The 25,201-nt window shown below is 69.6% G+C and carries 26 protein-coding genes, 1 tRNA gene and 1 pseudogene; 10 read left to right on the forward strand and 18 right to left on the reverse strand.

Annotation, left to right across the window (positions count from 1 at the left end):
• Positions 1 to 49: 49 nt before the first annotated feature.
• The 6 genes and pseudogenes from ACF09C_RS10715 to ACF09C_RS10740 all read right to left on the reverse strand — a co-directional run bounded on the left by ACF09C_RS10715 (position 50) and on the right by ACF09C_RS10740 (position 6,433).
• Positions 50 to 352, reverse strand: coding sequence for a DUF952 domain-containing protein (locus tag ACF09C_RS10715; RefSeq protein WP_392091404.1), 303 nt, complete (start codon positions 350 to 352; stop codon positions 50 to 52).
• 105 nt (positions 353 to 457) lie between these two features.
• A pseudogene (locus ACF09C_RS10720) lies at positions 458 to 1,537 on the reverse strand (type III polyketide synthase); the annotation flags it as partial.
• A 5-nt stretch (positions 1,538 to 1,542) separates the two neighbouring features.
• Positions 1,543 to 2,682, reverse strand: coding sequence for a cytochrome P450 (locus ACF09C_RS10725; RefSeq protein WP_392091406.1), 1,140 nt, complete (start codon positions 2,680 to 2,682; stop codon positions 1,543 to 1,545).
• Between the two features lie 921 nt (positions 2,683 to 3,603).
• A complete protein-coding gene (locus ACF09C_RS10730) occupies positions 3,604 to 4,377 on the reverse strand; it encodes a hypothetical protein (protein WP_392090989.1) in 774 nt (257 codons plus the stop codon).
• A 66-nt stretch (positions 4,378 to 4,443) separates the two neighbouring features.
• Positions 4,444 to 5,505 (reverse strand): hypothetical protein, encoded by a 1,062-nt coding sequence (locus ACF09C_RS10735; protein ID WP_392090990.1) that lies wholly within the window; start codon positions 5,503 to 5,505, stop codon positions 4,444 to 4,446.
• A 112-nt stretch (positions 5,506 to 5,617) separates the two neighbouring features.
• Entirely contained in the window at positions 5,618 to 6,433 is an 816-nt protein-coding gene (locus tag ACF09C_RS10740) for a hypothetical protein (protein ID WP_392090991.1), read from the reverse strand.
• Between the two features lie 120 nt (positions 6,434 to 6,553).
• On the opposite strand from ACF09C_RS10740, the gene ACF09C_RS10745 reads away from it, so the two are divergent.
• The gene (locus tag ACF09C_RS10745) at positions 6,554 to 7,810 is read left to right on the forward strand and encodes an MFS transporter (protein WP_392090992.1); all 1,257 of its coding nucleotides are present in this window, start codon (positions 6,554 to 6,556) and stop codon (positions 7,808 to 7,810) included.
• 35 nt (positions 7,811 to 7,845) lie between these two features.
• Here the strand turns inward: ACF09C_RS10745 and ACF09C_RS10750 are convergent, their stop codons facing one another.
• The 10 genes from ACF09C_RS10750 to ACF09C_RS10795 all read right to left on the reverse strand — a co-directional run bounded on the left by ACF09C_RS10750 (position 7,846) and on the right by ACF09C_RS10795 (position 16,758).
• Positions 7,846 to 8,271 (reverse strand): hypothetical protein, encoded by a 426-nt coding sequence (locus ACF09C_RS10750; RefSeq protein ID WP_392090993.1) that lies wholly within the window; start codon positions 8,269 to 8,271, stop codon positions 7,846 to 7,848.
• A gap of 31 nt (positions 8,272 to 8,302) precedes the next feature.
• The gene (locus ACF09C_RS10755; protein WP_392090994.1) at positions 8,303 to 8,986 is read right to left on the reverse strand and encodes a phytanoyl-CoA dioxygenase family protein; all 684 of its coding nucleotides are present in this window, start codon (positions 8,984 to 8,986) and stop codon (positions 8,303 to 8,305) included.
• Complete coding sequence (locus tag ACF09C_RS10760; protein WP_392090995.1) at positions 8,983 to 9,531, reverse strand: hypothetical protein; 549 nt, start codon at positions 9,529 to 9,531, stop codon at positions 8,983 to 8,985. Before ACF09C_RS10760 ends, ACF09C_RS10755 begins: the two co-directional genes overlap by 4 nt.
• Before the next feature lie 102 nt (positions 9,532 to 9,633).
• A complete protein-coding gene (locus ACF09C_RS10765; RefSeq protein ID WP_392090997.1) occupies positions 9,634 to 9,855 on the reverse strand; it encodes a hypothetical protein in 222 nt (73 codons plus the stop codon).
• Positions 9,852 to 10,298, reverse strand: coding sequence for a hypothetical protein (locus ACF09C_RS10770; RefSeq protein ID WP_392090998.1), 447 nt, complete (start codon positions 10,296 to 10,298; stop codon positions 9,852 to 9,854). Before ACF09C_RS10770 ends, ACF09C_RS10765 begins: the two co-directional genes overlap by 4 nt.
• Positions 10,299 to 10,353: 55 nt before the next feature.
• On the reverse strand, positions 10,354 to 11,583 hold the full coding sequence (locus ACF09C_RS10775) for a helix-turn-helix domain-containing protein (protein ID WP_392090999.1): 1,230 nt from the start codon (positions 11,581 to 11,583) through the stop codon (positions 10,354 to 10,356).
• 308 nt (positions 11,584 to 11,891) lie between these two features.
• On the reverse strand, positions 11,892 to 13,595 hold the full coding sequence (locus tag ACF09C_RS10780; protein WP_392091001.1) for a mobilization protein: 1,704 nt from the start codon (positions 13,593 to 13,595) through the stop codon (positions 11,892 to 11,894).
• Between the two features lie 4 nt (positions 13,596 to 13,599).
• The gene (locus ACF09C_RS10785; RefSeq protein WP_392091002.1) at positions 13,600 to 14,178 is read right to left on the reverse strand and encodes a plasmid mobilization protein; all 579 of its coding nucleotides are present in this window, start codon (positions 14,176 to 14,178) and stop codon (positions 13,600 to 13,602) included.
• 110 nt (positions 14,179 to 14,288) lie between these two features.
• Entirely contained in the window at positions 14,289 to 15,230 is a 942-nt protein-coding gene (locus ACF09C_RS10790; RefSeq protein WP_392091003.1) for a DUF2637 domain-containing protein, read from the reverse strand.
• Between the two features lie 325 nt (positions 15,231 to 15,555).
• The gene (locus ACF09C_RS10795; RefSeq protein WP_392091408.1) at positions 15,556 to 16,758 is read right to left on the reverse strand and encodes a DUF3631 domain-containing protein; all 1,203 of its coding nucleotides are present in this window, start codon (positions 16,756 to 16,758) and stop codon (positions 15,556 to 15,558) included.
• A 293-nt stretch (positions 16,759 to 17,051) separates the two neighbouring features.
• Between ACF09C_RS10795 and ACF09C_RS10800 the strand changes: the two genes are divergently transcribed.
• The 4 genes from ACF09C_RS10800 to ACF09C_RS10815 all read left to right on the forward strand — a co-directional run bounded on the left by ACF09C_RS10800 (position 17,052) and on the right by ACF09C_RS10815 (position 19,850).
• Positions 17,052 to 17,549, forward strand: coding sequence for a helix-turn-helix domain-containing protein (locus ACF09C_RS10800; protein WP_392091005.1), 498 nt, complete (start codon positions 17,052 to 17,054; stop codon positions 17,547 to 17,549).
• A 181-nt stretch (positions 17,550 to 17,730) separates the two neighbouring features.
• Positions 17,731 to 17,949 (forward strand): excisionase family DNA-binding protein, encoded by a 219-nt coding sequence (locus ACF09C_RS10805; RefSeq protein WP_392091409.1) that lies wholly within the window; start codon positions 17,731 to 17,733, stop codon positions 17,947 to 17,949.
• The gene (locus tag ACF09C_RS10810; RefSeq protein ID WP_392091006.1) at positions 17,949 to 19,151 is read left to right on the forward strand and encodes a tyrosine-type recombinase/integrase; all 1,203 of its coding nucleotides are present in this window, start codon (positions 17,949 to 17,951) and stop codon (positions 19,149 to 19,151) included. Before ACF09C_RS10805 ends, ACF09C_RS10810 begins: the two co-directional genes overlap by 1 nt.
• A 222-nt stretch (positions 19,152 to 19,373) precedes the next feature.
• Positions 19,374 to 19,850, forward strand: coding sequence for a 4-oxalocrotonate tautomerase family protein (locus ACF09C_RS10815; protein WP_392091007.1), 477 nt, complete (start codon positions 19,374 to 19,376; stop codon positions 19,848 to 19,850).
• 321 nt (positions 19,851 to 20,171) lie between these two features.
• On the opposite strand, the gene ACF09C_RS10820 is transcribed toward ACF09C_RS10815, so the two are convergent.
• Complete coding sequence (locus ACF09C_RS10820; protein ID WP_392091008.1) at positions 20,172 to 20,756, reverse strand: TetR/AcrR family transcriptional regulator; 585 nt, start codon at positions 20,754 to 20,756, stop codon at positions 20,172 to 20,174.
• An 80-nt stretch (positions 20,757 to 20,836) separates the two neighbouring features.
• Between ACF09C_RS10820 and ACF09C_RS10825 the strand changes: the two genes are divergently transcribed.
• The 3 genes from ACF09C_RS10825 to ACF09C_RS10835 are packed head-to-tail and all read left to right on the forward strand — an operon-like array spanning position 20,837 to position 23,060.
• Entirely contained in the window at positions 20,837 to 21,274 is a 438-nt protein-coding gene (locus ACF09C_RS10825; protein ID WP_392091009.1) for a 4-oxalocrotonate tautomerase family protein, read from the forward strand.
• Positions 21,267 to 22,295, forward strand: a complete 1,029-nt coding sequence (locus ACF09C_RS10830) for a zinc-binding dehydrogenase (protein ID WP_392091010.1) — start codon at positions 21,267 to 21,269, stop codon at positions 22,293 to 22,295. The genes ACF09C_RS10825 and ACF09C_RS10830 overlap by 8 nt, the downstream gene beginning before the upstream one ends.
• A gap of 39 nt (positions 22,296 to 22,334) precedes the next feature.
• Positions 22,335 to 23,060, forward strand: coding sequence for a PaaI family thioesterase (locus tag ACF09C_RS10835; RefSeq protein ID WP_392091012.1), 726 nt, complete (start codon positions 22,335 to 22,337; stop codon positions 23,058 to 23,060).
• Between the two features lie 44 nt (positions 23,061 to 23,104).
• On the opposite strand, the gene ACF09C_RS10840 is transcribed toward ACF09C_RS10835, so the two are convergent.
• Positions 23,105 to 23,175: transfer RNA gene (locus ACF09C_RS10840), tRNA-Gly, on the reverse strand.
• Between the two features lie 396 nt (positions 23,176 to 23,571).
• On the opposite strand from ACF09C_RS10840, the gene dcd reads away from it, so the two are divergent.
• Entirely contained in the window at positions 23,572 to 24,147 is a 576-nt protein-coding gene (gene dcd / locus ACF09C_RS10845) for a dCTP deaminase (protein ID WP_392091013.1), read from the forward strand.
• A gap of 6 nt (positions 24,148 to 24,153) precedes the next feature.
• The gene (locus ACF09C_RS10850; protein ID WP_392091015.1) at positions 24,154 to 24,663 is read left to right on the forward strand and encodes a phosphoribosyltransferase; all 510 of its coding nucleotides are present in this window, start codon (positions 24,154 to 24,156) and stop codon (positions 24,661 to 24,663) included.
• Positions 24,664 to 25,201: the final 538 nt, after the last annotated feature.

Raw genomic sequence — 25,201 nt, forward strand, 5'->3', positions numbered from 1 at the left:
GGCCAGGTGGACGAGCGGCCGATCAGGTGACGGTGAATTCCAAGGGGGTTCAGTCCTGACGGTGGAGAGCCAGGGCGCGGCCTTGGCCGTCCCGTACGATCTCGCGCACCTCGACCACAGCCGCGCGGGGGATGGGGCCGCGGATCCGGGGGAGCAGCAGGCCGGTCCCGTCCAGTGGAGTTCCGGGGGCGGGGGCCGTCCACTCCACCGGGGCGTCGAGCTGGGCCTGGTCGATGACCAGGGCCAGCAACGGTCCGGGCTTGTCCCGGTGGAAGCGGTTGACTGCGGCCAGCACGGTCTCCTCGGTCGGCAGGCAGTGCGCCGTATTGTCCTTGGCCAGGAAGGCAGGCATGTATGGCTGGTCGGGTCGCGCCAGCCACTCCCCCCGGGGGGCCACGTGGTAGAGCAGGCTCCCCTCTCGGGGGCCGGGGAGCCGGAACCGCGGGGCGCCGACGGTGTCGGCCGCGGCAGTGGCGGCGTCGGACGCTGGGGGTGCCGACCAATGGCCGAGGGAGATCTCCGCTGTGATGCCCGGGCCGAATCCGGCGAGCAGGCCGCGCTCTCCGGGCTGCGGGCCGCCCTCTTCGAAGAGGCGGGCGAGGGCGTCGAAGACGACGGCGCTGGCGATGTTGCCGCGTTCGGTGAGCGTGGCCCGGCTGTGCCGGAAGACGTGCGGGGGCAGGTTGAGGTGCCGGCCGAGGTCGTCGAGGATCCGCGGCCCTCCGGCGTGTACCAGGTAGAAGCCCAGGGCGCCGACGTCCCAGGCGTACGGCTCGGCCATCGCCCGTAGCGCGGGGGCGAGGAACTCCATGGTCGCCGGGACCCGCTTGTCCAGCTGGAAGTGGAAGCCGGTGTCCCGGACGGCGTAGGAGATCCACTCTTCCGTTCCGGGGACCAGGTGGGAGCCGTTGTGCTCCAGGCGGATCCCGTTCCCGCCGTCGCCGCGTACGACGACGGCCGCCATCGCATCGCCGAAGAGGCCGTTGGACAGCAGGCTGCCCACGTCCAGGTCGGTGGGCTGGTACAGCAGCGAGCAGAACTCGCAGGCGACGATCAGCACGTTGCGGCCCGGGTAGGCGGTCACGAAGTCGTGGGCGCGGTTGACGGCCGCTCCTCCGGCGGCGCAGCCCAGTTGGGCGATGGGCAACTGCCGGGTGCCCGACCTGAACCCCATGTTGTTGATCAGGTAGGCCGTCATCGAGGGCATCATGAAGCCCGTACACGACACGTACACCAGCATGTCGATGTCGGACGCGCTGATTTCGGCGTGAGCGAGCGACGCCTCCACTACGTGCGGCAGCCGCCGCTTCGCCTCCTTCTCGTAGACCAGGTTGCGCGCCTCGAAACCCGGGTGGCGCAAGGTTTCCTCCAGCGGCCGCACAAGATGACGAGTCTGCACTCCGGTGTTGGTGATCAACCGCAGAACCAGGTCCAGCTGCGGATGCCCAGCGAGCAGCGTGCGGGCGGTGTGCAGGGTCTCCTCGGCGGTGACCACGTACTCGGGGACCGCCACTTCTGGACGGCAAAGGGTCGCCACCGTGCTCACCACGCGACCGGCAGGGCGAGGGGATAGCGCCAGATCGAGCGGGTGTTCCAGCGGATCTCCCCGGCGGGCACGGCCAGGCGCAACCCGGGGAAGCGGGACAGCAGCGTGCCGATCGCGGTGCGTAGCATCAGCCGTGCCAGATGAGAGCCGAGACAGTGGTGCATGCCGTACCCGAAGGCCATGTGCGGGGCCGGTCGAGTCCGGCCGAAGTCCAACTCGTCGGGGCGCTCGTACATCGCCTCGTCGCGGTTGGCCGTGAGGTAGGAGACGTGGACGGTGTCACCGGCGGGGATGGTCACCCCGCCGACCTCGACGTCCTCCAGGGCAACCCGTGGAATGCCGACCCCCTGACGGAATGGGATGTAGCGCAGCAGCTCCTCGATCGCCGGCTCCAGCAGCTCGGGACGGGCCTGGAGCTGGGCGTGGTGACCGGGATGGGTGAGAAGGGTGTACGCGATGTTCGAGATGTCGTACGTGGTGGTGTCGTGCCCGCTGACCATCAAAAGTTGTGCCAGTACAGCGAGTTCCCCGTCGGTCAGGGTCTCCTCCCCGACCCGGGCTGTCGCCAGGGCGGACAGCAGGTCCTCCCCCGGCACGCTACGGCGGACTGCGGTGAGTCCGTCGAAGTAGCCGCGCAGCTCCTGCCTGGCGTTCACGGCGGCGTCGCGGGCCTCGGGAGTCATCGTCATCATGGCGATCGCCCATCCGCGCAGCCGGGGTCGGTCCTGTGCGGGGACGCCGAGCAGTTCGCAGATCGTTTCGAGCGGCAGCCGGTCCGAGAGGTGCACGGCCAGATCCGCGCCGGGCCCTGCGGTCTCCATCGCCGCCAACAGGGAGTCCACCCTGGACTGCACCCAAGGAGTCATCCGGTCCAACTGGCGTGGGCCGAATGCCTGGCCGACCAGACGGCGGACGCGCGCCAGGACAGGCGGGTCCATGAGGTTGATCGCCTCGGGCTGGGCGATCGGCGCGGGAGTGATGCGGGGGAAGTCCGTGCCGACGAGAGCGGCCCGGCTGAAGCGGCGGTCGGAGGTGACCATCTGTACGTCGGCGTACCGGGTCACCAGCCAGCACGGACCGCTGCCGTAGGGCATCTCGACCTTCGCGACGGGTTCCTCCCGGCGTAAGGAGGCCATGAACGGGTCAGGATCCAGCGCCACGTCATGGCGGAAGGCATACGTACGGTTCACGGCATGATCAAACGACCGGAGATCCGTGCGGTTACGAAGATCGTGAGATGTCCGAGCGCGGTACGCGCCCTGGGTCCTGCACGGTCCGGCGTAGGTGATCCCGCGTTCCGCGAGGCATCGGGGACGCGTCAACTCCACGTCTGCCCAGTTTCAGCGTTTGCAGGGCATCCGGAGTGGGGCGGGTACACGTTGTGGGCTGAGAAGCCCAGACAATAAGCAAGCCCCAGGTCGCTGACCTGGGGCTTCCTAGAAGAGCGGATGACGGGAATCGAACCCGCGCTATAAGCTTGGGAATCACCGACGCCCAGAGCGTCGATATAGCCTCTGACCTGCGTAAACGGCCACTGAGGTCATGGTTTTCGCCGACTGCCAGGCACCCGTGTTGACCGCTGTTCACCACCCCGAAGGGCACGCTCGGGGCACGTCCAGCTGCAAGGCTCCCCTCGTCATGTCGTGTGCACCCCGACGGTGCCGTCGACACAGTCGATGGCGTACGTCTTGATGTCGAAAGCTGCGACGGCGGTCTGAGCAAAGCCACCTGCTTCGCGTAGGCGGCTCGGCCGATCGGAGCTGCTCACCGGTACCGCCAGCGGAGCTGGGACATAGAAGCGGTCCAGAAGGTGTCGACAGACTGGCTTGAATCTTCCGGCCTTCTCGCTGCGAAACAGGGACGGTGTGTGCCAGCGCGAGGCATACTCTTCCTACTGGCAACAGCGCGGGCTCCCTGCATACACCGCCCCGAGGGGCATGACTTGAGGGAGTCCACGATGGAACCGATTTCTCTGCTGGTCTTTGCAATCATTCTCATGATCGTGAAGATCAAGAGTTAATCGCGGCCAGGGGTAGGGGCCTTTCGGGGCCCCTACTTTATTTTCCGAATACGTCACTGAACCCTGACATTGCGGCGCCAACGGCGGCCACTATGGCGATGGGGATGCCGATTGCTGCGATCTTTTCTGCAGCGGATAGGTGGAACCACCACCCGCCGGACGGAATATTGGAACTTACGTTCAGGCGTGCCCGGAGTGCTCTCCGCTTCAGTAGGGGGATGATGGCACCCGCGAGGCCCAGTGTCATCAGGGTGGCGAATATTGTGTTGACAGTGGGTGCGTCTTCTCGGATCTTCTTCGCTCGGTTGAGGCACTCGGATACCGTGTCAGGACCGTCGTCGGCCATGAGGAAGAAGGTGCCAATCATCAAGAACACGAAGATGAATCCAGCTGAAATCTTGGCCTCGTATTTGGGTGATTTTGTGACCGCCCCCCTCTGGCTGAGGAAGTTTTCGATTCGTGCTGACTGGCCGTAGGCCCAGACGGCGTCAGATCCCGATACGTTGTACTCGGTTCTGTCGGTGGCAATCGTTATCGAGACAACCCTTTCCTTCCCCGGGTTCTCGGCTTCCAGGTTTAGGTTCGTCCACTCGTCGCCGGATTCCGCCGATTGTGATTGAACTGCCGTCACTAGGCTAGGGAGGTTTTCCTCCCAGAATCGAGTATTTCCGGAGACTGTCGAGACTTTTATTGTCGGCGATTCAATTCCCTCGCATGCCATGTTGAACATGCGCTCAAGGTCGTCGCGGCCGAGCCTGCATTGGTAGAAGACCTTGCGAAGGTCGGTCTGCTGGTTGGGTGTAATTGCCATAGCAGGATGATGGCGTGAAGGAGGCAGCATGCGCTCAGGTTTGAGTGAGTTGCCGTAGCTTGGGGGTCAATGTGGTGGCTGAACCAGGAACGCCTCGCTCGGGTCGACGTCCGACGCGCAGGTGAGGACGGGCAGCTCGTGATCGGGCGACCCTGTCATCTCGACGATCGCCCGGCCCATCATGTGCGCCGCCTGGATCGACTGGCCGTCGGCCACGCTCGTGTAGAAGCGTGCGGCGTAGTTGATGGCATCGGTGTCGTCGACCTCGTCGGCCATGCCGATCGCGAACGGGACCGTCTCGACGAGACGCTTGCTCTGGGCCGCGGAATGGCAGGAGTTCAGCAGAACCAGAAGGGGAGGCTCGTCGACCGCCTTGATGGCGCTGGAGAACGCGCGGGCGGAGACGATCGCTCCGTCGTGCGGCTCGTCGAGGTCCTGCTCGAAAACGATCAGGTCCTTGTCGCTGTGGCCGGAGAAGTGCACGACGTGGGGCCGGAACCTCGTGAGGCCGTCGAGGAGGTGCTCGATGGTCGCGGCGGGATGGACGTCCAGTTCCACGAGGTCACGGTGAAGCGACCTTTCCACCGCCGAACGGATGCGCGCCTGCTCGCGGTTCACACGAAGGTCGCCGCCCGAGGCGGCGCCGAGCATGAGAACGCGCAGCTTCTCCTTCTTGGGCTCCCGAAGCTGTCGGATCACACTCTCGACGTGTTCCTCGGTCAGGGACAGGCGGCTGTTGATCTTCCTTCGCTCGGCAGCCGCTTTGCGCTCGCTCTCCTTGCGCTCCCGCTTGCGCTCCGCTTGCTCTGCCTTGGCCAGGTTCACCTGGAGGTCCGCTGCCTCCTTCCCGAACCGGGCCGCCTTCCCGCTCCACGAAGCCGCATCGCGCGCGGCGGCGTTGGCCGCGTCCTCCTGTCGCTCCGCCTCCCGCAGCTTGCTGTTCCGAGTGGACTTGCTGGACGCCTTCGCAGCGGCGGCCTGGGCTTTCGCGGCGGCGGCTCGCTTGTCGGCCTCCTTCTTCCGGTACTCGCCGACCTTCTTGTCCGCAGCGGCCCGTGCCTTCTGCTTGTGATCCAGCTGACTCCGGTAGTAACTCGCGCTCATCACGTGGCCCTTCGACTCACCCACTCGTACTACCACGCTACGAGGCACCACTGACAACAGGGGCGAATGCGCTGACACAGGAGATCGGGGGAAAGGAACAGCGGGGTGATCCTGTGTCGCCATGAGAGGAGCGCTCTCACCGCAGCGAGGCGGAGCGCAGATCTCCGGCCAGGTCCCAGGCAGTGGGGCGTCGGCTCGGAGTCTGGGTCAGGACGCCCCGAAGGATCGTGATCAGGCCGGGCCACTGAGGGACGTCAGCGAAGGGCAAGCGGTCCTGAGCGATGAGGCGGCGGATCTCGGGGCCGGCAGGACTGCGGGCGGTTGTACAGCTACGCGGCCAAGTGCCGGTGGCCGCGCGCCACAGGGTGGCGGCGAGGGTGTGGACCTCGGCAGCGGGCGTGACCTGGACCGGGCGGTGGCCGGCTTCGATCTCGGCGGCCAGTTCGGGGGCCAGGAGGTGGGGGAGGCCGCCTTGGAAGGTCCTTGAGGGGGTGAGGAGGCCGGGAGAGGCGGCCCAGGTGCAGTCGATGAGCTGGATGCCGGTCTTCGTGTGGATCGCGTGTTCGGGCTGGAGGTCGCCGTGGACCCAGCCCTGCCGGTGAAGATCCCCGACCGCGAGGCACAGGTCGACGGCCGCGTCCCGGGCCTCTTGCGTGCCCTGGTGGGTCGTGCGGACCGTGTGGAAGACGTCCCAGGTGGACGGGCCGTCGTGCCATGGGGTGATCAGCCAGGAGGTGGTCCTGGTGCTGCCGGAGGCGATGAGCGGGCTGTGGCCCGGCATGTGTTCAGCCACTGTGGTCTCTCGGGAGGTGATCGGGGCGCCTTCGTCCTGGCCCGCCTTGAGGGCGACCGAGGCGGCGGGGCCGGTGCCCTTCCAGACGGTGGAGCCTCGGCGACTGCTGACGATCTCCCAGAGCACCGGTCGTCCGCAGTGGGATTCGACTGAGGCCATGGCCTCACTAGGAATCCTGATTTCTTCGGACATCGACTGACTCTCCTGTCGTGGTGCTCTAGGGTGACGTGCGTTCCCGGTGCTCTGTGGTGTCGCCGGGTTCTGTTCGTTCCTGGACCGGTGGTGATCTTGGATTACGTGCGGCTGCTGCGGAGCCGGTCCGTGCTCACGCTGTGGGTGGGGCAGGCCCTGTCGGTCTTCGGGGACCGGCTGTACGCGATGGCGGTCATGTGGATCGCCTTCGAGGAGTCCGGGGCGTTCGCGATGGGGCTCGTGGCGATCGCCGAGTCCGTCCCGTACATCGTGCTCGGCACGGTCGGGCGCCGGATCGTGGGCCGGTTCGGCTCTCTCCGAGCGTTGGCAGTGGTGGATGTCGTACGGGCCGGGCTGGTGGCCGCTCTGCCGCTGGCGTGGGTGCACCTGGGGCTGGCTGGGGCGCTCGCGCTGGTGCTGGTGGCCGGGTTCGCGGGGGCCGTGTTCGATCCGAACCTCGGTGCCCTGACGCCCGAGCTGGTCGAGAAGCGGGACGTCCAGGCGGTCAGTGGGCTGATGGATCTGTCGGGCCGGATCGCACGGATCGCCGGTCCGGGCGGGGCCGGACTGCTGCTCGCGGTCATGCCGATGAGCACGCTGTTCTGGCTGGACGGGGCGACCTTCCTCGTCTCCGCCGCCGCCCTAGCCATCCTGGCCCGCCGGAGTCCGGCGGTCCGGCAGGACCACGTGCCGGAGAAGGAGACGATCCGGCCGCAGGCCAGGATGCTCCTGCGCACGCGGCCGGACACGGGGGTCGCGATCGGTGTGCACGGCATCGGCATCGCCGCCCATACCGTCGCCCTCGCGCTGCCCGCCTTCATCACCCTTCAGCTCGGCGCGGGAGCCGGTACGTACGGGGCCGCGCTCGCCGCCACCGGCGCCGGAGCCCTCGCGGCGAACGGTCTCGCCGGGAACCTCCGCCTGCCGCCGAACCTGCCGGCGTTCTACTGCCTGGCCTGGGCGGTCTCCGGCGCGGCCCTCGTGGCGATCGCGCTCGCGGGGTCGGTCCCGGCGCTGCTGGCGCTGTCCGTGCTGCTCGGGGCGGTCAATCCGTTCGTCCAAGTCGCTCTCGTCACTCACCTGTCGGGCTTTCCTCCGGCCCACCGGCTGCGCCTGATGTCCGTGGACCTCACCGTCATCCGCACTGCGGGGACGGCCTCGATGTTGTTCGTACCCGCGCTCGCCGCGCACCGTCCGAGCCTGGCCTTCGCCGTGGCCGGCCTTGGCCTGGTCGGCGTAGGGCTCTTCGGTGCGGTCCTTGCCGTCCGCTGGGCTCCGGCCGGTTCCGTACCCGGTCAGGAGCCCGTCGGAACGGGGGCGAGCGGGCGGGCCCGGGGCCGCTAGCTGCCCCGGGCCCGCCCCTACTCACTGGCCGGTCGTCAGGCGATCAGCCGCCAGTGGGAGACCTCGATGTTCTCCAGCGGGATGCCGAGGTCCTTGTAGATCCGCTGGTGCATCACGCCGAACCAGGCGTCACGCCGGTCGGTGAAGAAGTCCTCCTCGTACCAGGCGACGCCGAGGATGACGGTGCCGCCGCCGTTGGCGTTGCCCTGCTCGGCCTCGAAGTACGTGGCCTGCCAGTCCCAGAGCATCAGCTCCTCCGGGCGCTCGCGCAGCCGCCTGTCGGACTCCTCCAGCGCCTCGATGCAGCGGCGGGCGGTCGCCTCGTCCGGGCAGTAGTAGGTGCACTCGCTGCGGACGACCGGCTTCTTGTCGCCGCGGCGGGCGGCGTCGGTGTCCTCGCCGTTCAGAACGCGGACCCGCGCGGGCGCGTCCTGGGCGAGGAACTCCTTGAGGATGGTCACGGTGGTGCTCTCCTCTCGTGGATGGGTTGAACTACCAGCCGGTCCCGGATACCGGGTACAGGCTGGGGTCTGAGCCGTCGCGCACGGAGTATCCGTCGGGCGCGACGAAGCGGATGTTGAGGCCGATGCGGACGCCGGCCCCGGTGTTGGAGGCCGAGCTGTGGACGAGGCGGACGTCCATCAGGCAGCCGTCCCCGCCCTGTGACGGCAGGGCTTGGGCCTGCGCGGTGTCGATGCCGCCGACGCTCAGTGCCCGGCCTCGGGCGGCTCCGGCGTCCGGCTCGGTGCCGTACTGCCGATAGCCGTGTTGCTGGGAGCCGGGGATCACGCGGAGGCAGCCGCTTGTCTCGTCGGCGTTGGTCAGGGCCAGCCAGGCGGCGACCGAACGGCGAGGGTCGAGCATGATCCGGTCGTTGATGCCGTCCTGGTGCCAGGGCACTTCGAAGGGGTGGCCGGGCCACTTGATCACCAGGAAGGTGTTCTCCACGGCGATGTCCGGCCCGATCGCCCTCCGTACGGCGTTGAGGAGGACCGGGGAGCGTACGGCGTGCCGCGCCCACTCGGCGGTCAGATGCGGGTTGCGGACGACCTCGGTGCGGTCGGCCCGGTACCTGGCGGTCAGGTGCGCGGCGCGGGCGGTGGCGGCAGCCGGTGTCGCCCAGCCCCGGACCCTGCGGATGCCGTGCGGGCCGAGCGGCCCGACGCCTGTCGTCACCGCGTCCTCCTCTGCTCGTCGGCAGGGGTGAGCCTGTGGAGCTGCCGTACGTAGGAGTGGGCAACCATCCAGGGCATCCGCGGGTCGCCGAACCTCAGCATCCGGTCGACCGGGGCAGCCAGAACCCCGGGCGCGGGGTGGAGCGTTCCGTGGACGCCGACGAGCTCGGCCTCGGCTACGTAGAAGGCCCTGTGCCCGACGCCCGCGCGCGGTGGCGTGGCGTGCTGGAGGCACACGGGCGGCTCGGTGGTCCTCGCGCCCTCGGGCCAGCCGTCCCACGACCGTTCGTCCGGCGCACCGTTGGGCAGTGACAGCAGCCAGAGGACGCCGTCGGCGGTCCGCTCGGGCGGTCCCGAGCAGAGCCCGCAGAGCAGCTTCTCCATGGCCGTCCGCCGGGACGACGTCTCCGAGCCGGTCCTGCTCAGAAGCACGCCCTCGATCGAGCGGTCCCCGTCGCGCTCGTCGGGGTAGGCGAGGCCACGCGTGGTGCGTTCCAGAGGTCTGCCCAGGTCCAGGACGGCGGGCGGTGCGAGTGATGTGGTCATGGGTTCACCGTTCGCGTATCGGGAGTACGAGGCTGGTCGCCCTCCACCGAGTGGTGCGGGAGCAGTACGGCGAGGCTCCGGGTCTCCTCGGCGGAGGGCCGTTCAGCGGTCGGCGGCGAGAAGCTGCGGGCTGGAGTCGGGCGTGGCCATAACGGCCGGGTGGCCGGTGGTGCCGAGGAACTGATCGACGTGGATACGCAGGGACCAGGCCGGCCCGACAAGTCCGGCGAAGGCGAGGAACGTCAGCGCGAGCCGGCTGCTGCGGTCGGACCGACCCCGGCCGGAGACGGCGGTGCAAGGCCGGCGGTGTCGGGCCCCGCTCACGTGGTGCCGCCGAGGGCGCTCTCGTGGGCGTCGAGGAGTCGGCTGGTCTGCGTGTAGAGGCGCTCCAGCTCGGCAGAGGTGAGGACGAGGGCTCCCTCGCGGGTCGAGCCGTCCTCGAAGTGGATCTCCACGGGCACGGAGACCTGGCGGGCGCGCGGGTCGTAGACGGCGTCGCGGCCGGGCAGCAGCGTGACGTGGGTGGCCTGCGCCAGCACCGGGCGCAGTGTCGTGCCGTCCGCCGGGGCGGACCAGGCGGGGCCGCCGCCGGGCGGGCGCAGGTGGTAGGTGGTGGCGGAGTCCTCGCCGGGGAGGGTCACCACGACGCCGACCCGGCCCTTGCGGGCGGTGTCGGCGGCGACGTCACCGAGCCGGGGGTGGAAGGGAGCCGCGGTTCCTAACTCGGCTCCTTGGGAGGGGAGATGGGGAAGGCATCGTCCGGTCATGCTCCGAAGTTAGGGACGGCCGCGACCCCGAATATGAGCCCGAGGAATACGACCCCTATCCGTCCAGGTGAAAGCGGTCGGACATGCGCCGCAACTTCTCGCGGGTGGCGGCCCGTTCGGCGTAGACGATGCTGCGGAGGGTGGAGCGGGCGATGGGGTGGTTCCGTACGAGCTGGGGCGCGATCCGCTCGGCGGTCTCCAGCTCTCCGAGGGCCTTGGCCCGGTTGCCGTCCCACAACCAGGCCCGCGCGATGTCCATGTGATGGTGCCCCTGACGGGAGTTGGGCAGCGCGGCCACCAGCTCGGGGCTGGTGCGGCGGTTTATCTCCAGGGCCTTGCCCTGCTCGCCCATTTCCAGGGCCACGCTGATGGCATGGATCTGCACGTTCCCGGCGGAGAACGTCAGCGAATGCCGGTCGTACACCGGGGCTCCGACGCACGCGTCCATCCGCTCGGCGGCGTCCTTCGCGTACCCGATCCGGTCCTCTGCTTCCGACGCCCGGCCGGCGCGGGCGGCGGAGACCGCCGCCCGGAGCTGGAGGGTGCCCCAGGCCCGTACGGCCAGCGGCTCGCCGTGCTCGTACGCCTGCTGCACCGACCCGATGGCCTTGTCCGAGAGCGCCAGCGCGTCCGCCCAGTCTGCCGTCGCCCACATGTCCCAGACCCGCATCCAGTCCGCGATCGCCGGCAGCACCGGGTCGCCGGAAAGGCGTGCCGACCACGCGGCCCGCTCGCAGGCCATCGCCACGAGCTCGGGGTGGCCAAGGGAGTGGGCGGCGGTGTGGGCGAACTTGCAGCACACCGCGTAGATCGCGTACGCCTCCTCCCGCTCGTGCCCCTCCGAGACCTCGGCCAGGGCCCGTGCCTCGCGGAAAAGGTCAGGCAGCACGCGGAGGATCGCCACGTTCGAGGCGGTGTCCCGGAGCCGGTGGAGGCGGGTGACCTCGCGCCACAGTTGCGGCGCCGGGCGCGGTGTCCCGTCGAAGACGGGGGTGAGGTCGTAGCGGCGCAGTTCGCGCAGGATCGACGAGGCGGCGACCTGCCACTGGTTGTCGTCCGGGGAGCTACTGTACGGGCGCCCGATCAGGTCGTTCGGGTGGACGTGCAGCTCGGCGGCCACCTGGTTGAGCAGACCGACCCGGTCCAGCTCGATCAGGCCCCGCTCCATCTTCGACACCCAGCCCTGTGATTTTCCCAGGGCCGTGGCCAGATCGGCCTGCGGCATCCCGAGCCGCAGCCTCGCCCTGCGGACGCGCCGGCCGATCTCCTCGGCTTCCTCCAGCATCAGGACACCTCCCCAACCGCCGGACGTCCGTGCGGGGTGCGCCGGTCTGTCCGTACAGAGTTCGTCACCAGCACGGTACCCAGGACACTGCGAGCGCGTGAGGCAGTTGCAGGTGCGGCGGCGGTCCTGCGCATCCCTTCCGCACTCCGCAGGCCGGCCTGTTCACTCGGTGAACAGGCCGGCCGTTCACCGAGTGAACACGACCGCCGTTCACAGAATGAACGGGCTGCGGCCTGTTCCGCTTCGGAACGAGACGGGTGTTCCGAAACGGAACGCGTCGGTGTTCCGCTTCGGAACAGGCCGGCTGATCACCGCCGTCGCGTGTGCGGCTGCTGCTGCATGGTGACCGGTGTGACTGCTGTCAGGTGGGTCGGGGCGGTAGGGAGCGTGGTGCTGCGGGCCATGGCTGCCTGGGCGCGGGGGCCGGGTGTGTGGCGTTGGCCGAGGCGGTGGATGCGCCAGGTCAGGGCGCGGGCGGGGTTGCGCGCGTCGTCGAGGGTGCGTTGGCCGAGGGCCTGGTCGAGGAGGTTGGCCGGGTTGTGGCCGGCTGCTTCCGCGTCGGCGAGGACGGTGGCGAGGGCGTCCCATGCGCGGTCCTGGAGGATGCGGTCGGCGTGTTCGGGGACTGCTTGCTGGACGTGGCGGGCGTAGCGGTGCTTGGTCTGGATGCCTGGGGTCCGGTGGGCAAGGTCGTCCAGGACCGGGACGGCGACGTGCGCGTACGCGGTCTGGAGATGGACAAGGGCCTGCTCGGCTGCCGCCTCCTGCTGGGCGTGCTGGTGGGTGCGGTGCCAGTGCCTCGCGAACGCCACGGCGATGAGCACGGCGTCCAGGAGCATCGCCAGCCCGGCTCCGTCGCCTGTCGCGGCGGGGGTGCGCAGGATGGTCTGGACGCTGCGGCGCAGGACTCGGGTGCTTTCGAGATCGGCGGTGATGCGGGAGCGGGTGGCGCGCTCGAAGAGGGCGGCGGCCCGTTCGAGTTCGGTCCGCGCTGCGGCGGGTGCGGTGAGGGGGAGGAGGTCGAGGGCTCCGCCGAGGGCGACGAGCTGGCCTTGGGCGATGTGGTCGCTGCTGTGGGTGAGGTGGTGGGGGATGCGTTCGGTGGCGGCGGTGGCCTGGTGCCAAGGGTCGGCCGGCCGTGCGGTGACGGGTTCGGGGCTGGTGGTGGTGAGGCGGTGGCGGATCTTGGGCAGGGAGAGGTCGCCGGCGAGGGTGGAGCCGGAGAACCACACCGGTTCGCCGTCCTTGTTGAGGTCGCCGGGCAGGGCGACGCTGTAGCCGAGGACGTCGCCGGACGGTCCGGTCTTGGGACGTACGTTCACGCCAGTCGCCTCAAGGAGCCCGAAGAACTCGGCTTCGTTGGAGGCGGCGGCCACCGCCCGGCGGACGCGCTGGCGCAGGATCTCGCGGGTGGTGGTGTCCTGGCCTTGTCGTTTGGCCTTGAAGTGCTCCTTGCTGGTGGGGCGTTTGGCGGCGGTGCCGTCGCCAGCATTGAGGCGACGGAGTCCGAGGTCAGCTTCGATCTTGCGGGCTTCGCGCTGGACGGCGCGGATGTCGTGGTCGCGGCGGGGGCGGCGGCCGTCCTGGCGTACGAGGGTGGCGGCGATGTGGATGTGGTCGTCGGCATGGCGGACGGCGACCCAGCGGCAGGCTTCCTCGTCGCCTTCGGGGGCGATGCCGGCGGCGGCCACGATCCGGTGGGCGATGTCCGCCCATTGGGCGTCGGTGAGTATCGGGTCTTCGGGTGCGGCCCGGACGGGGCAGTGCCACACCGTGGTCGTCGGGGCCTTGTCGCCGAGCATCTTCACGGGCTGGTCGAGCTGAGAGGCGAGCTGGTCCTCGACCTGCTTCGGGGTGCGGTGGGGGCTGCGGCCGGGGTCGGGGGCGAAGCCGTTCCAGGACGCCACCAGGTGCGGGTCGGTGTGCTCGTTAGCGCCGCCGGGCCCGTACAGGTATCCGATGAGACGGCGGGTGGCGCGGGCGCCCCTGCCGAGGATGATCTTCGGTATCACGTGCTCACCGTCCGGAGGTCGCCTGGGCGACGGCTATGTCCACGTCCTCGATCGACGTCTCGACCCGGTCCAGCAGACGCGCCACGACGTCCGACGCGGGCCACGCGCCGTCCTTGTTGAGGTGCCAGGTGAGCTGGTTGAGGTTGCGGCCGATCGCGGCGAGCTGCTGGTTGGCGGCCATCAGGGCTTTGACCATGGCGCGGTAGTCGGCCACCGCGGCGGTGGGATCGTCGGAGCGGGCGGCGGCGAGCGAGGTCTCGGCGACGTAGCCGCCGACCGACATGCGGCTCAGGTCGGCGGCTGTCGCGAGGAGGGCGAACTCGTCATTGCTGTAGCGCGGGTGGACGCGCTTCTCGCGCAGCGTGGGCTCGCGAAGACGACGGCGCGGCGCGCGTGACTGCGTGGCCTCTCCCCGAGTCGGCTCCCCCGGGCCGGCCGACACCGGCGCCCCCTCGGCGCCGGAAGCCTCCGCCGCCCCTGGGGCGGAGGCCGGGTAAGGACTCCTTACCCGACAACTTGCTGCGCCGTTGGTGGTGGTCATCTCCTGCTGGAAGGTGGGGAGTTCGTGGTTCGGGTCGTGCATGGGATCGGTTCTCCGTGGGGTGCTTGGCTGTGTGCGGCCCCGTGTCCCCGTGCTTGGCTCACGGGGACACGGGATGCGCCGGAAAGGCGGGGTTGGTGCCTTCGCGGGGGTCAGACGGCGCCGGCGGGGAAGGCGGCTTCATCGACTCCGTCGAGTGGTCCGACCTCGAAGCCGTCGTCCGCGACGGGCCGGGCCTGGCCAGCGCGGTCGGCCTGCAGTTGGTCGCGCAGGATGCGGGCGCGTTTCTGGCCGATCCGTAGTTCGGTTCGCAGCCGCTCGGCGGTCAGCTGATCGTCGGTCCAGTCGGCGGTCAGGAGTCGGGCCCTGTCGAGGACTTCGGTGTCGGTGAGGGTGCGGTCGGCGGTCGAATTGGCGGCGGGGACCCGACCGGTCGCCCGACGCGGGGCGACTCCGGTCGGCTTCGCCACTGGGGCCGGTTGGCGCGGTCGGGTGGCGGGGGCCGATTCGACGCCCCTGGTCGGCTCCACTACGGGTGCCTCGGTGACCTTCACGGGGGTCGACTCGGTCAGCTGCTCAGGAGCTGATTCGGCCCGGTCAGGCATCGACTGTGGGACTTGCTCCCCAGCCGACTGGGCAGAAGCCATTTCGGGGGAGTCGGCCGACTCGTGGTTGTGGTGCAGCACCTTCGCGACGAGGTCCGACCCGAAGTAGATCGACCCGACCGGGAGCGAGGTGGCCAGCAGGACGAGGGCCCAGTTCGCGTAGTCGAGGTCGGTCAGTCGGCCCCACTGGATCGAGTCGGTGTGCAGGGCCGGTACAAGGCCGTGCACGTAGTTCAGCAGGAGGCTGGCGATCGTGTAGGACGCCAGGACCCGCAGCGCGAACGTCCGGTCGGCACCGGTCAGCACGAGCGCGGCGATCAGCGCGAGGGCCATCAGCCCGTCGACCACGATCGGGTAGAGCAGGGCGGCGGTGGGGTCGGCGCCGATGGCCCGGGCCACGTCGGACAGGGCGTTCCACGAGACCCGGAAGGCCATCAGGACGACGACCACCAGGCCGAGGACGAGGGTGAAGCGGCCCGCGCGGTTCAAGCGACGACCCCCATCGGGTGCGGGCGCCCAGCGAGCGTTGTTCTCTTTGACGGTCTTGCCCTCGGCGGCCGAGGTGAGCCGCGCGATGCGGGCGCGGATACGGCGTATGGCTGCCGGGGTGTTTGGGGCAGGGAAGTGCAAGAGTGCGGTCTCCAGGGTGGGGAAGGGCCGTGGCCGCCGTGGGCGGTGGGGACTCGTCCCACCCGTCCCGCCGCTGGTCAGGGCAGGTACGGGTGGGGCGGTGATGTCGAGTCGACTCGTTGCGCGTCGGTGACTCGTCCCCGCGCTGACCTGCGCGGGGACGAGTGGGACGAGTCGGGGAGGGTCAGGCGTCGGGCTCGACCGGGAGCGTGGCTGCTGCCTCGGGAGGGCAGTAGCGGGTCCAGGCGTCGGTGAACTGGGCGCGGGTGAAGCCCTTGGCCTGGTGGCCGCCGGGGAAGCGGCGGTTGCCCGACTTGATGCCGTAGTCCTGGAGCAGGATCTGCAGGCCGCGCGGGGTGAGCCCGTTGGGGCTGTGCTCGGCCCAGGGCGCCTCGGGATCGGCGTTGAGGATCTCCAGGAGGCGGCCGGTGCGGATCGCCGGCTGGTCTCCTTCGGAGGCGAAGGCGCGGCGGATGTCGGCGAGGATGCGGATCTTGAGTCCGCCGTCCTCGTCGCGCCCGGATTCGTAGTCGGTCATGGCCGTGCACGCGGTGCGGGCCAGGACGGGCCAGTGTCCGCCCGCGAGGTCGGCGACGCTGATCAGCGGTGCCCACGTGTCGGCGGCGCGGTCCTCGACCGGCAGCTTCGGCTCCAGGGCGAGGGCCTTCTCGCGTACGGAGGCCAGCCAGGCCGCCAGCCGGGTCCGGACCTCGCGTAGCGCCAGGTCGTCACGGCCGTAACGCCAGAAGCTGACCTTCTCGGACTCGGCACGGCGGCGCATACGGATGACGACCGACCGGTCCATGATCGTGTCGGGCAGGTCCCCGATTCCGGCGAGGGCCGCCATGGCGAAGGTGGGGAACTTGACCACCTCGTGGTTGGGGCCGGTGACGCGCAGGGTGGGCCGGTTGCGCTGGTGGCCGGCGTTGAGCAGGCCGCGCATCTCCTCGTTCTTCTCCGCGACCTTCGCGCTGCCGAAGATCGTGTCGACCTCGTCCACGAGGAGCGTGGGCGGGTCGCCCGCGCCGATCGACCGGAAGATCGCGGCGGCGGACGCGTTGACCGTGATCAGCGGCTCATGGACCGCCTCGATCAGAACTTCGAGCAGCCGCGACTTCCCGCACCGCTTGGCCGGACCGACCACCGCCAGGCGCGGCGCGTGCTGCCACACCGTCTGCAGGTGCGTCGCCGCCGCCCACAGCGTGGTCGCCGTCAGGGCCTCCTCGCTCGGCATCACGACATAGCGCCGGATCGCGTCCCGGAGCAGGTCCAGGACCTCTATGCCCTCGGCGCCTGCGGCGGGCGCGGGGGCGGTCGGCTGGCTTGGGATGGCGGGCGGCGGCCAGGCGGCGGGAAGCGATGGCGTGTTCGGGGTGGCTTCGTCCATACTGGACATCGAGCTCCTCAATCTGCGGGCCATATGGGACGGCAATCCCGGCCATGCAGTTAGTCGTTCAGGGATGGGCGGCGTGAGGTTTGCGCTTTGAGCCCCTCGGTGTTGGTAGCACCGGGGGGCTTTCTGTATGTCGGGCTAGGTGATGGCGGTCTCCAGCGGATCGCAGCGGTACGGCATGTCTACAACTATGCATGAAGCAGAGCTACTTTGCAAGCGGCAGAACATGGTGTACTGTTTAGGCTGCTGCGAATTGCAGGAACATGCTGCGAGAGGAAGGAGGGGGTATGTCCGACGATGACGGCGAGGACACGTCACCCGAGGGCGTCCTGCTAAAGGGCGAGGACAACGCCGCCAAGCGGATCAAAGCCGAGCGCGAGAACCGTGGCTGGAGCACCACCACGCTCTCCGACCGCCTCAACGAGGCCGGCTACGAGATGAACCCCTCGGCGGTGTGGCGGATCGAGAACGGCAAGCGCCGCATCAACCTCGACGAGGCCATCGGCTTCGCCGAGGTCTTCGGGGTGTCGCTGTCCAACCTCGTCGGCCCGCCGGCCTTGGCCGCGGCCGGCCGTGCCATGGAGTTGATCGACACCGTCGTGGCCGCCAACGCGGCTGCCCAGAGAGCCCAGCACGCGGCCCGCCGGGCCACCGCCGAACTCGCCGCCTACCTCGACGAGCACCCGGACATCCGCGAGGAGGCCGACGTGATGGTCAGCAACGCCATCGCCGAGAACACCATGAAGATCAACCAGGAGGAGTTCGGCCCGCCGCCCCAGCCGTAGCCCGCTCCTACGGCCGTCCTGGACCGCAAACCCCAGGCCCCGGCCAGTCACACGCCCATCCCATCCCTGAACGACCGGCCCGGCCGGGGTTGCCGCCCCATCAGCCGAGGCCAGGAGAGGACCCTGCTTGCGCCACACGGCGATACCCCATGCCTCCGTCCAGCCCCGCACGGCGGAGGAGGTGAACAACAACGACCGCCTGCTCACGGTCGACGAGGCCGCTGAACGCCTCGGTACCGGCGTGCGCTTCGTCCGCCGCCTCATCGCCGAGCGCCGGATCCGCTACGTGAAGCTCGGCAAGCACGTCCGCATCGCGGAGAGCGTGCTGACCGCGTACGTCGAGGAGCGGACCGTCGAACCGGTCCGCACCCGCCGCACCGGCTTCGGGCTGGTGGCCTGATGGCACGATCCCGCAAGAGGGCTCCACGCCGCAGCTTCGGCGCGATCCGCCAGCTCCCCTCGGGCCGCTGGCAGGCCCGTTATCCCGGAACAGACGGTGTCCTGCGCGCCGCGCCCGACACGTACGAGACCAAGCGTGAAGCCGAGCTCTTCCTCGCCCAGGTCCAGGCGGACCAGGCGCGAGGCGACTGGATCGATCCGACCGCCGGCGAGGTGATGTTCGCCGAATACGCCAAGCGTTGGATTGACGAGCGCGGCGTCGCGCCGACGACCGAGGAGCTGTATCGGCGGCTGCTCCGCCTCCACCTGGAGCCGACCTTCGGCGACCAGTACGTCAACGCCATCAGCCCCGCCAAGGTCAGGACCTGGCGTGCGGAACGACGCAAGGCGACCGGCGCCACGACGACTGCTAAGTCGTATCGCCTGTTGAAGGCCATCATGCAGACGGCCGTCGAGGACGACCTTCTCCGCCGCAACCCCTGCTTCATCCGCGGGGCGGGCCGCGAGGACGCGGACGAGCGGCCCGTGGCCACCGTCGAGCAGGTCTTCGCGCTCGCGGAGGCCATCGGCATCCGCTGGCGGCTGATGGTCCTCCTCGGTGCCTTCGCCTCCATGCGCCCGGAGGAGCTGGCCGAACTGCGCCGAGCCGACATCGACCTCGACGCCGGCGCGGTACGGGTCCGGCGCGCCGCCCCGGAACTGAACACAGGACGCCGGGTGATCGGCGACCCCAAGTCCCGTGCGGGCAAACGGGAGATCATGCTGCCCGGCTTCATCCTCCTCGACGTCCGCCGGCATCTGGAATGGTTCGCCCAGGACGGGCCCGACGGCCTCGTCTTCGTGGGAGAGAAGGGCGCCGCCCTGCGCGGCACCACCTTCGGCCGGAAATGGCGCAAGGCGCGGGACGCGGTCGGCATGCCGAAGCGGTTCCGCTTCTACGACCTCCGGCACACTGGCAACACCCTCGCCGCCGACACCGGCGCCAAGCTGAAGGATCTGATGGTCCGGGCCGGCCAGTCCTCCGAGCGGGCCCAGCTGATCTACCAGCACTCCACCAAGGCCCACCAGCGCAAGCTCGCCGACGACATCGACGCCGATGTCCGGCGGCAGCGCGCAGCGGTTCGGGGCCTGGGCGCAGCCCCTGCGGCCCAGAGGCTTCCGGCTCCGCCCGGAGGCTCCAGCGGAGCTACGCGGGCGAGCTGACCAGCTTCCGTGACCGTCACGGCGAGATGAGCTGGCGATGCACCACTGAACTCGGGACGTACCCGGCACGGACGAGGGTTCCAGAGCGGCGACTTCGTGCCGAGGTCCGTCAGCTCGCCGGGCACGGTGCCCAGGGGCGCCCGGGCCCGCCTCCTCCTATGACAGTCGTTATAGCCGCGTGTACCCTGGAGTCGTCTATAACGACTGTCATAGGAGAATCTCGTGACGATCATCACCGTGAACACCCCGACGGGGCGCCTGAGCCAGGAGCAGCGCCGCAAGCTGGCCGAATCGCTGACGGACGCGGTCCTCGTGCCCGAGGTGGGGCAGTTCGCCCCGCCCGCGCGGGTCGGATTCCAGGTGCACTTCGTGGAGCGCGAGCCCGACATGATGGCCATCGGCGGCCGGCTCCTTGCGGACATCGGTCCGGACGCCGACGTCATGGTGATCGACGTGGCGGTGATGGACGGAGACTGGCGGCGGGAGGTCAGGGCCGCCGTCATCGAGCGCATCCTCGCCGCGATGGCCGACGCCTGCGGCCTGCCGCAGCCGTCGCCGACCTGGTGGGTCAACTTCCGTGTCATCGACGAGGGCAGCTGGGGCTCCAGCGGCGGCGTGCTGTCCGTCCTCTCGCTCTTCGACAGCGGCGTGTTCACCGAGGAGAAGGTCAAGGCGATCCGCGCCGCGCTCGGCGCTTGACCTCGGCCTCGCGCGTTCGCCTCTCATCAGGATGGGTGGACGCGCGGGCCTGATGGGGGCACGAGCCGCTCGGTCGCGCCTACCCGGGAGCGTCGGCCTGTGTGACGGCCTGCCGGTCGCCGCTTCAAGCGGTTTCCACCGCCACCGCGTTCAGGTTCCCACGGCGTGCTCGGCCACGGCGGGCCGCAGCATTGGAGACGGCGAGGGCCGCGCCATGGCCGCCGCCCTCCGCGCCGCCCTCCAGAACGACTCCCGCGCGCGGCCGCGCTGCTGCCGCAGCGGGCCGCCCTGCATGACGCCCGACGGATGCGTCGCGGCCAGTCAGTTCCTGGTAGCGCCGGCGATGAGGGCTTCGAGCTGTTCGGCGGTGCGGTCGAGAGGCTCGGTGCTGCGCTGGGCGCGGCACATGGCCACCGTGCCCTCGACGGCGGCGACGATGAGCGTCGCGAGCTGTGCGGCCTGCTCGGCTTCGGCGCCGTGCTCACGCAGGGAGGCGGCGAGCAGGTTCTCCCACTGTTCGAAGACCTCGGCGGCGGCGGCCAGGGCGGGTGGGATCTCGTCGGCCGGGGGCTCCTCGATGGCCACCGCCAGGACGGGGCAGCCTGCGTGAAAGTCGCTCTCGACGACGATCTTGCGCCACAGGGCGAGGAATGCCCGGAGGCCCTCGGCCGGGCCCGCCTCCAGCTCCTTGCGCAGGCTGCGGGCCACCCACTCGCCCGTGAACCGGACGGCCTCTGTGGCCAGTTGCTGCTTGCCCTCGGGGAAGTAGTGGTACGTCGAGCCCAGCGGCGCCTTGGCGTGCTTGGCCATCTCCCGGATGCTCGTGGCGCTCAGACCGCGCCGGCTGATCATGTCCGCCGCACCGGCCACGATCCGCTCGCGCGACGGCGTGCTGCTCTTGGGCACCTGCGCACTTCCCCTCTGGATATAACGTCCGTCATAGTCTAGCGTGACCGGCATCTATAACGATCGTCATAGGAGCAGCCATGCCCATGATCCGGTTGACCGTCCCCGCAGGTGCCCTCACCGAGGAGGCCCGCGCCACCGTTCAGCGTGACCTCGCCTCCGTACTGCTGCGCTGGGAGGGCGCGCCCGACACCGCCTTCTTCCGCGCCCAGGCGTGGAGCTATCTCGTCGAGCTGCCCGAGGGCGCCCAGACCACCGCCGAGGACGACGCGCCCCGCTTCCTCGTGGAGGTGACCGTGCCGGAAGGCGCACTGTCCGAGCGGCGCAAGGCCGGACTCGTCGAGGACGCGACGAAGACGGTCCTGTCCGCCGCCGGCCTCGCCCCGCACGACGCCCTGCGCGTCTGGGTGCTCGTCCACGAACAGCCGGACGGCACCTGGGGCGCCGGCGGCTCCGTCATCCGCTACGCCGATCTGGTCGCGCTGGCGCAGCAGGGCAAGGAGCAGGCCGATGCGTGAACTGACCTACGTGGGCCGCCGCACGGTCGAGTGGCGCGAGGCCCCCGACCCGAAGCTCCGGTCCGGCCAGGAGGCGATCGTCGCCCCGGTCGCCGCGACCTCGTGCGACGTGGACTCCGCGATCCTGGCCGGACACGGCTTCATCGACCCGCCGTTCGCCCTCGGCCACGAGTGCGTCGCCCGCGTCACCGACATCGGCGACGACGTCACCGCCGTCGCTCCCGGCGACCTCGTCGTCGTGCCCTGGTCCATCAGCTGCGGCACCTGCGACCCCTGCCGCACCGGGCTCACCGCCCACTGCACCGCCGTCCCGCACATGGCGATGTACGGCGCGCCGATCGGCGGCACCTGGGGCGGCCTCTTCTCCGACCTCGTCCGTGTCCCGTACGCCGACGCCATGCTCGTCCCGCTGCCCGCCGGCCTCGACCCGGTCGCCATGGCCTCGGCCAGCGACAACTGGTCCCTGTCCTGGCGCCTGGTCGCCCCCCACCTCAAGGACCGGCCCGGCGCCCGGGTGCTGGTGGTCGCCCGCGGCAGCATCGGCCTGTACGTCTGCGACATCGCCCGCGCCCTCGGCGCCTCCGACGTCCTGTACGTCGACCCCGACCCCGAACACCGCAAGCTCGCCGAGGGCTTCGGCGCGCGTACCGCCGAGTCGATCGAACCGATCCGGCACGGCTTCGACCTCGCCGTCGAGGCGACCGGCCGCGTCGACCAACTCACGCTCGCCGTGCAGTCCCTCGCCCCCGAGGGCATCTGCGAGTCGGCCGGCAACCACTTCCGCCCCGGCGAACTGCCGCTGCTCGACATGTACCTCACCGGCGTCACCCTGCGCATCGCCCGTGACAACGTCCGTGCGCACATCCCCGACGCCCTCGACCTCGCCGCCTCCGGCACCGTCGCCCCCGAACGGGTCGTCTCCCACGTCCTCGACTGGGAGCAACTTCCCGACGCCCTGCCCGAGAAGCACCTCAAGCCCGTCTTCGTCCGCGACACCACCCCGCCCCAGGCCGCAAGCTGACCACGCCGTCGTACCCGCGACCACGCACAGAGACACCCGATGAACAAGCCCCTGACCACCACCCCGCACCATCCCGTGGCCGAGGGCGGCCTGGCGCACCGGCGGGCGGCGGTCGCCGCTCTCGGCCACGAGCTGCGCCTGCTTGTCGACGCCACCGTCCGCACCGCGGCCTCCCCGGAAGCCCTGAACCACCTGGCAGACGGAGTCCGCGCCCTCACCGGACAGCTCACCGGCCGCCGTCGCGGGCCGACGGAGATCCCCGAAGTGGACGAGTTCCCGGGCGGCGTACGGATGTACAGCCCCGTCACCGGCCCCGGCAGCCCGCTCGCGCCACCGATGCACGTCACTCCCGTCGACGGCGGCGTCACCGGACGGTGCCTTCTCGGCATCGCCCATGAGGGCCCGCCCGGCTACGGCCACGGCGGCATCAGCGCCATGCTCCTCGACGAACTGATGGGCTGGGCATGCACCGCAGCCGGCAAACCGGGAATGACCATCTCACTTCAGATGCGCTACCGCGGCCCGGTCCCCCTGGAGACCCCCTTGCGAGCGACCGCCCACATCACAGGAACCGACGACCGCAAGATCTTCCTGAGAGGCGCGATCGCCACAGAACAGCACCCCGACAGCGTCCTCGTAGAGGCGGACGGCGTCTTTCTCGCGCCTGACCCAGAGGTCGCACGCACCCTCTTTCCAGCCCTCGGCCTGACGCCCCATGAGGTCCCGTATGGCACGCGAATGGCACGCGAGCCCAGACAGGTCTAGACAACAATGAAGGCCCAGGTCGCTGACCTGGGCCTTCATTCAAGAGCGGATGACGGGAATCGAACCCGCGCTATAAGCTTGGGAAGCTCATGTTCTACCATTAAACTACATCCGCCTGGCGGTCCGTTGATCGGCTCCGCAGACTCGGACACTGTACCCCATCGTGAAGTCGCGGCGTACCTCGCTGTGACGGAGTGCCGCCTGGAGTGGTGTCCTGTTCATCCCCTAATGTGGCTGTCTCGTCCACCACTTGTCGGGGAAGGGACTTGATGGGTTCGATGGAGCGCACCGTCGTCCGCTGTGCCGAAGGGCATGTGTTCAGTACCGCTTCGTTCCCGTTGCAGCAGCTCGGGGCCGGGCGGATCGGGCCAGGGCGGCTCGTACGGTGTCCACGGTGTGCGCGGCTGCGGCACGCGGTGCCGGTGGAGCACGAGCGGCGCTGATGGCCGGACGGGCGCGGACGAGTCTTCCCGATTGGGGCAGGTCCGCGCCCTCTGCGTATCGTGGGGGCGTGCTTCTCTCAGACAAGGACATCCGGGCCGAGATCGACGCCGGACGGGTGCGCATCGACCCGTACGACGAATCCATGGTGCAGCCCTCGAGCATCGACGTGAGGCTTGACCGCTTCTTCCGGGTGTTCGAGAACCACCGCTACCCCCACATCGACCCCGCCACCGAGCAGCTCGACCTGACCCGCGAGGTCGAGCCCGAGGGCGACGAGGCGTTCATCCTGCACCCCGGTGAGTTCGTGCTGGCCTCGACCTACGAGGTCATCACGCTGCCGGACGACCTCGCCTCCCGGCTGGAGGGAAAGAGCTCCCTCGGGCGGCTCGGGCTCGTCACCCACTCCACCGCCGGGTTCATCGACCCCGGTTTCTCCGGGCACGTGACCCTGGAGCTGTCGAACCTCGCCACCCTGCCGATCAAGCTCTGGCCGGGGATGAAGATCGGCCAGCTCTGCATGTTCCGGCTGAGCTCGCCCGCCGAGTTCCCGTACGGCAGTGAGCGGTACGGCTCCCGGTACCAGGGGCAGCGCGGGCCGACGGCCTCCCGCTCCTATCAGAACTTCCATCGGACGCAGGTGTGAGCAGCTATGAGTGACGTACGGGAGAACCTCACCTACGAGGGCTTCGGGCGCGCGATCCGCGAGCTCGCGCAGACCATCGCCGACGACGGCTACGAGCCCGACATCGTGCTCTCCATCGCCCGCGGCGGAGTCTTCGTCGCCGGCGGTCTGGCCTACGCGCTCGACTGCAAGAACATCCACCTCGTCAACGTGGAGTTCTACACCGGGGTCGGGACCACGCTCGAAATGCCCGTCATGCTCGCGCCCGTCCCCAACGCGATCGACTTCTCCGACAAGAAGGTCCTGATCGCCGACGACGTCGCCGACACCGGCAAGACCCTCAAGCTCGTCCACGACTTCTGCGTCGACCACGTCGCCGAGGTCCGCTCCGCCGTCATCTACGAGAAGTCCCACTCCCTCGTGAAGTGCGAGTACGTGTGGAAGAAGACCGACGAGTGGATCAACTTCCCGTGGTCGGTCTTGCCTCCAGTAAGTAAGTCGGGCGAGCCGCCCAAGCCGAACCTGGAAGCACTGTAGTCCTTGCACCGAAGTAGGCCCGGACGGTGGGACGGGGTGTAATCGCGTGGGCGCGTGGCTGGGACAGGGTGTGGTCCGCTCGGCCGCCTTCTATCCGTGCAGGCGGTGGCACCGATCCGTGCGGTTGCCAACCTGGGTCGTCCGCAACAGCCCACCGGCGGTTCTCCGAGATCGAAGACCGCAGGTGGGCGCAAGACACCCACGTCCATGCCAACCGGCAAGGGCTACGACTCCCCACTGACGAATCCCGCTTACTTGATCGCCGGACGGGTACCGCATATGAAGCGTGAGGCTAGAAGGGGTGGATGCCCGGGTTGGAATACGCACGGCTCTTAGCCGCCCGGCCTTGCAGGCGGTCTGCGACAGATGCTGCAACCAAGAGCACGTACTGGGACCGCTCAGGGTCGACCTCTACCAAGCCGTAGTCGAGATCGATCTCATCCGCGGAAAGCCCCAACAGCTCCAGAGCTGCCTCCAGGGTGGAATGTGGGGGCAGAGTAACAGTGACCATCCTGGTTCGAACGTGAAGCATCCGGCA

The organism is Streptomyces sp. NPDC014870 (assembly GCF_043081505.1).
Classification (GTDB): domain Bacteria; phylum Actinomycetota; class Actinomycetes; order Streptomycetales; family Streptomycetaceae; genus Streptomyces.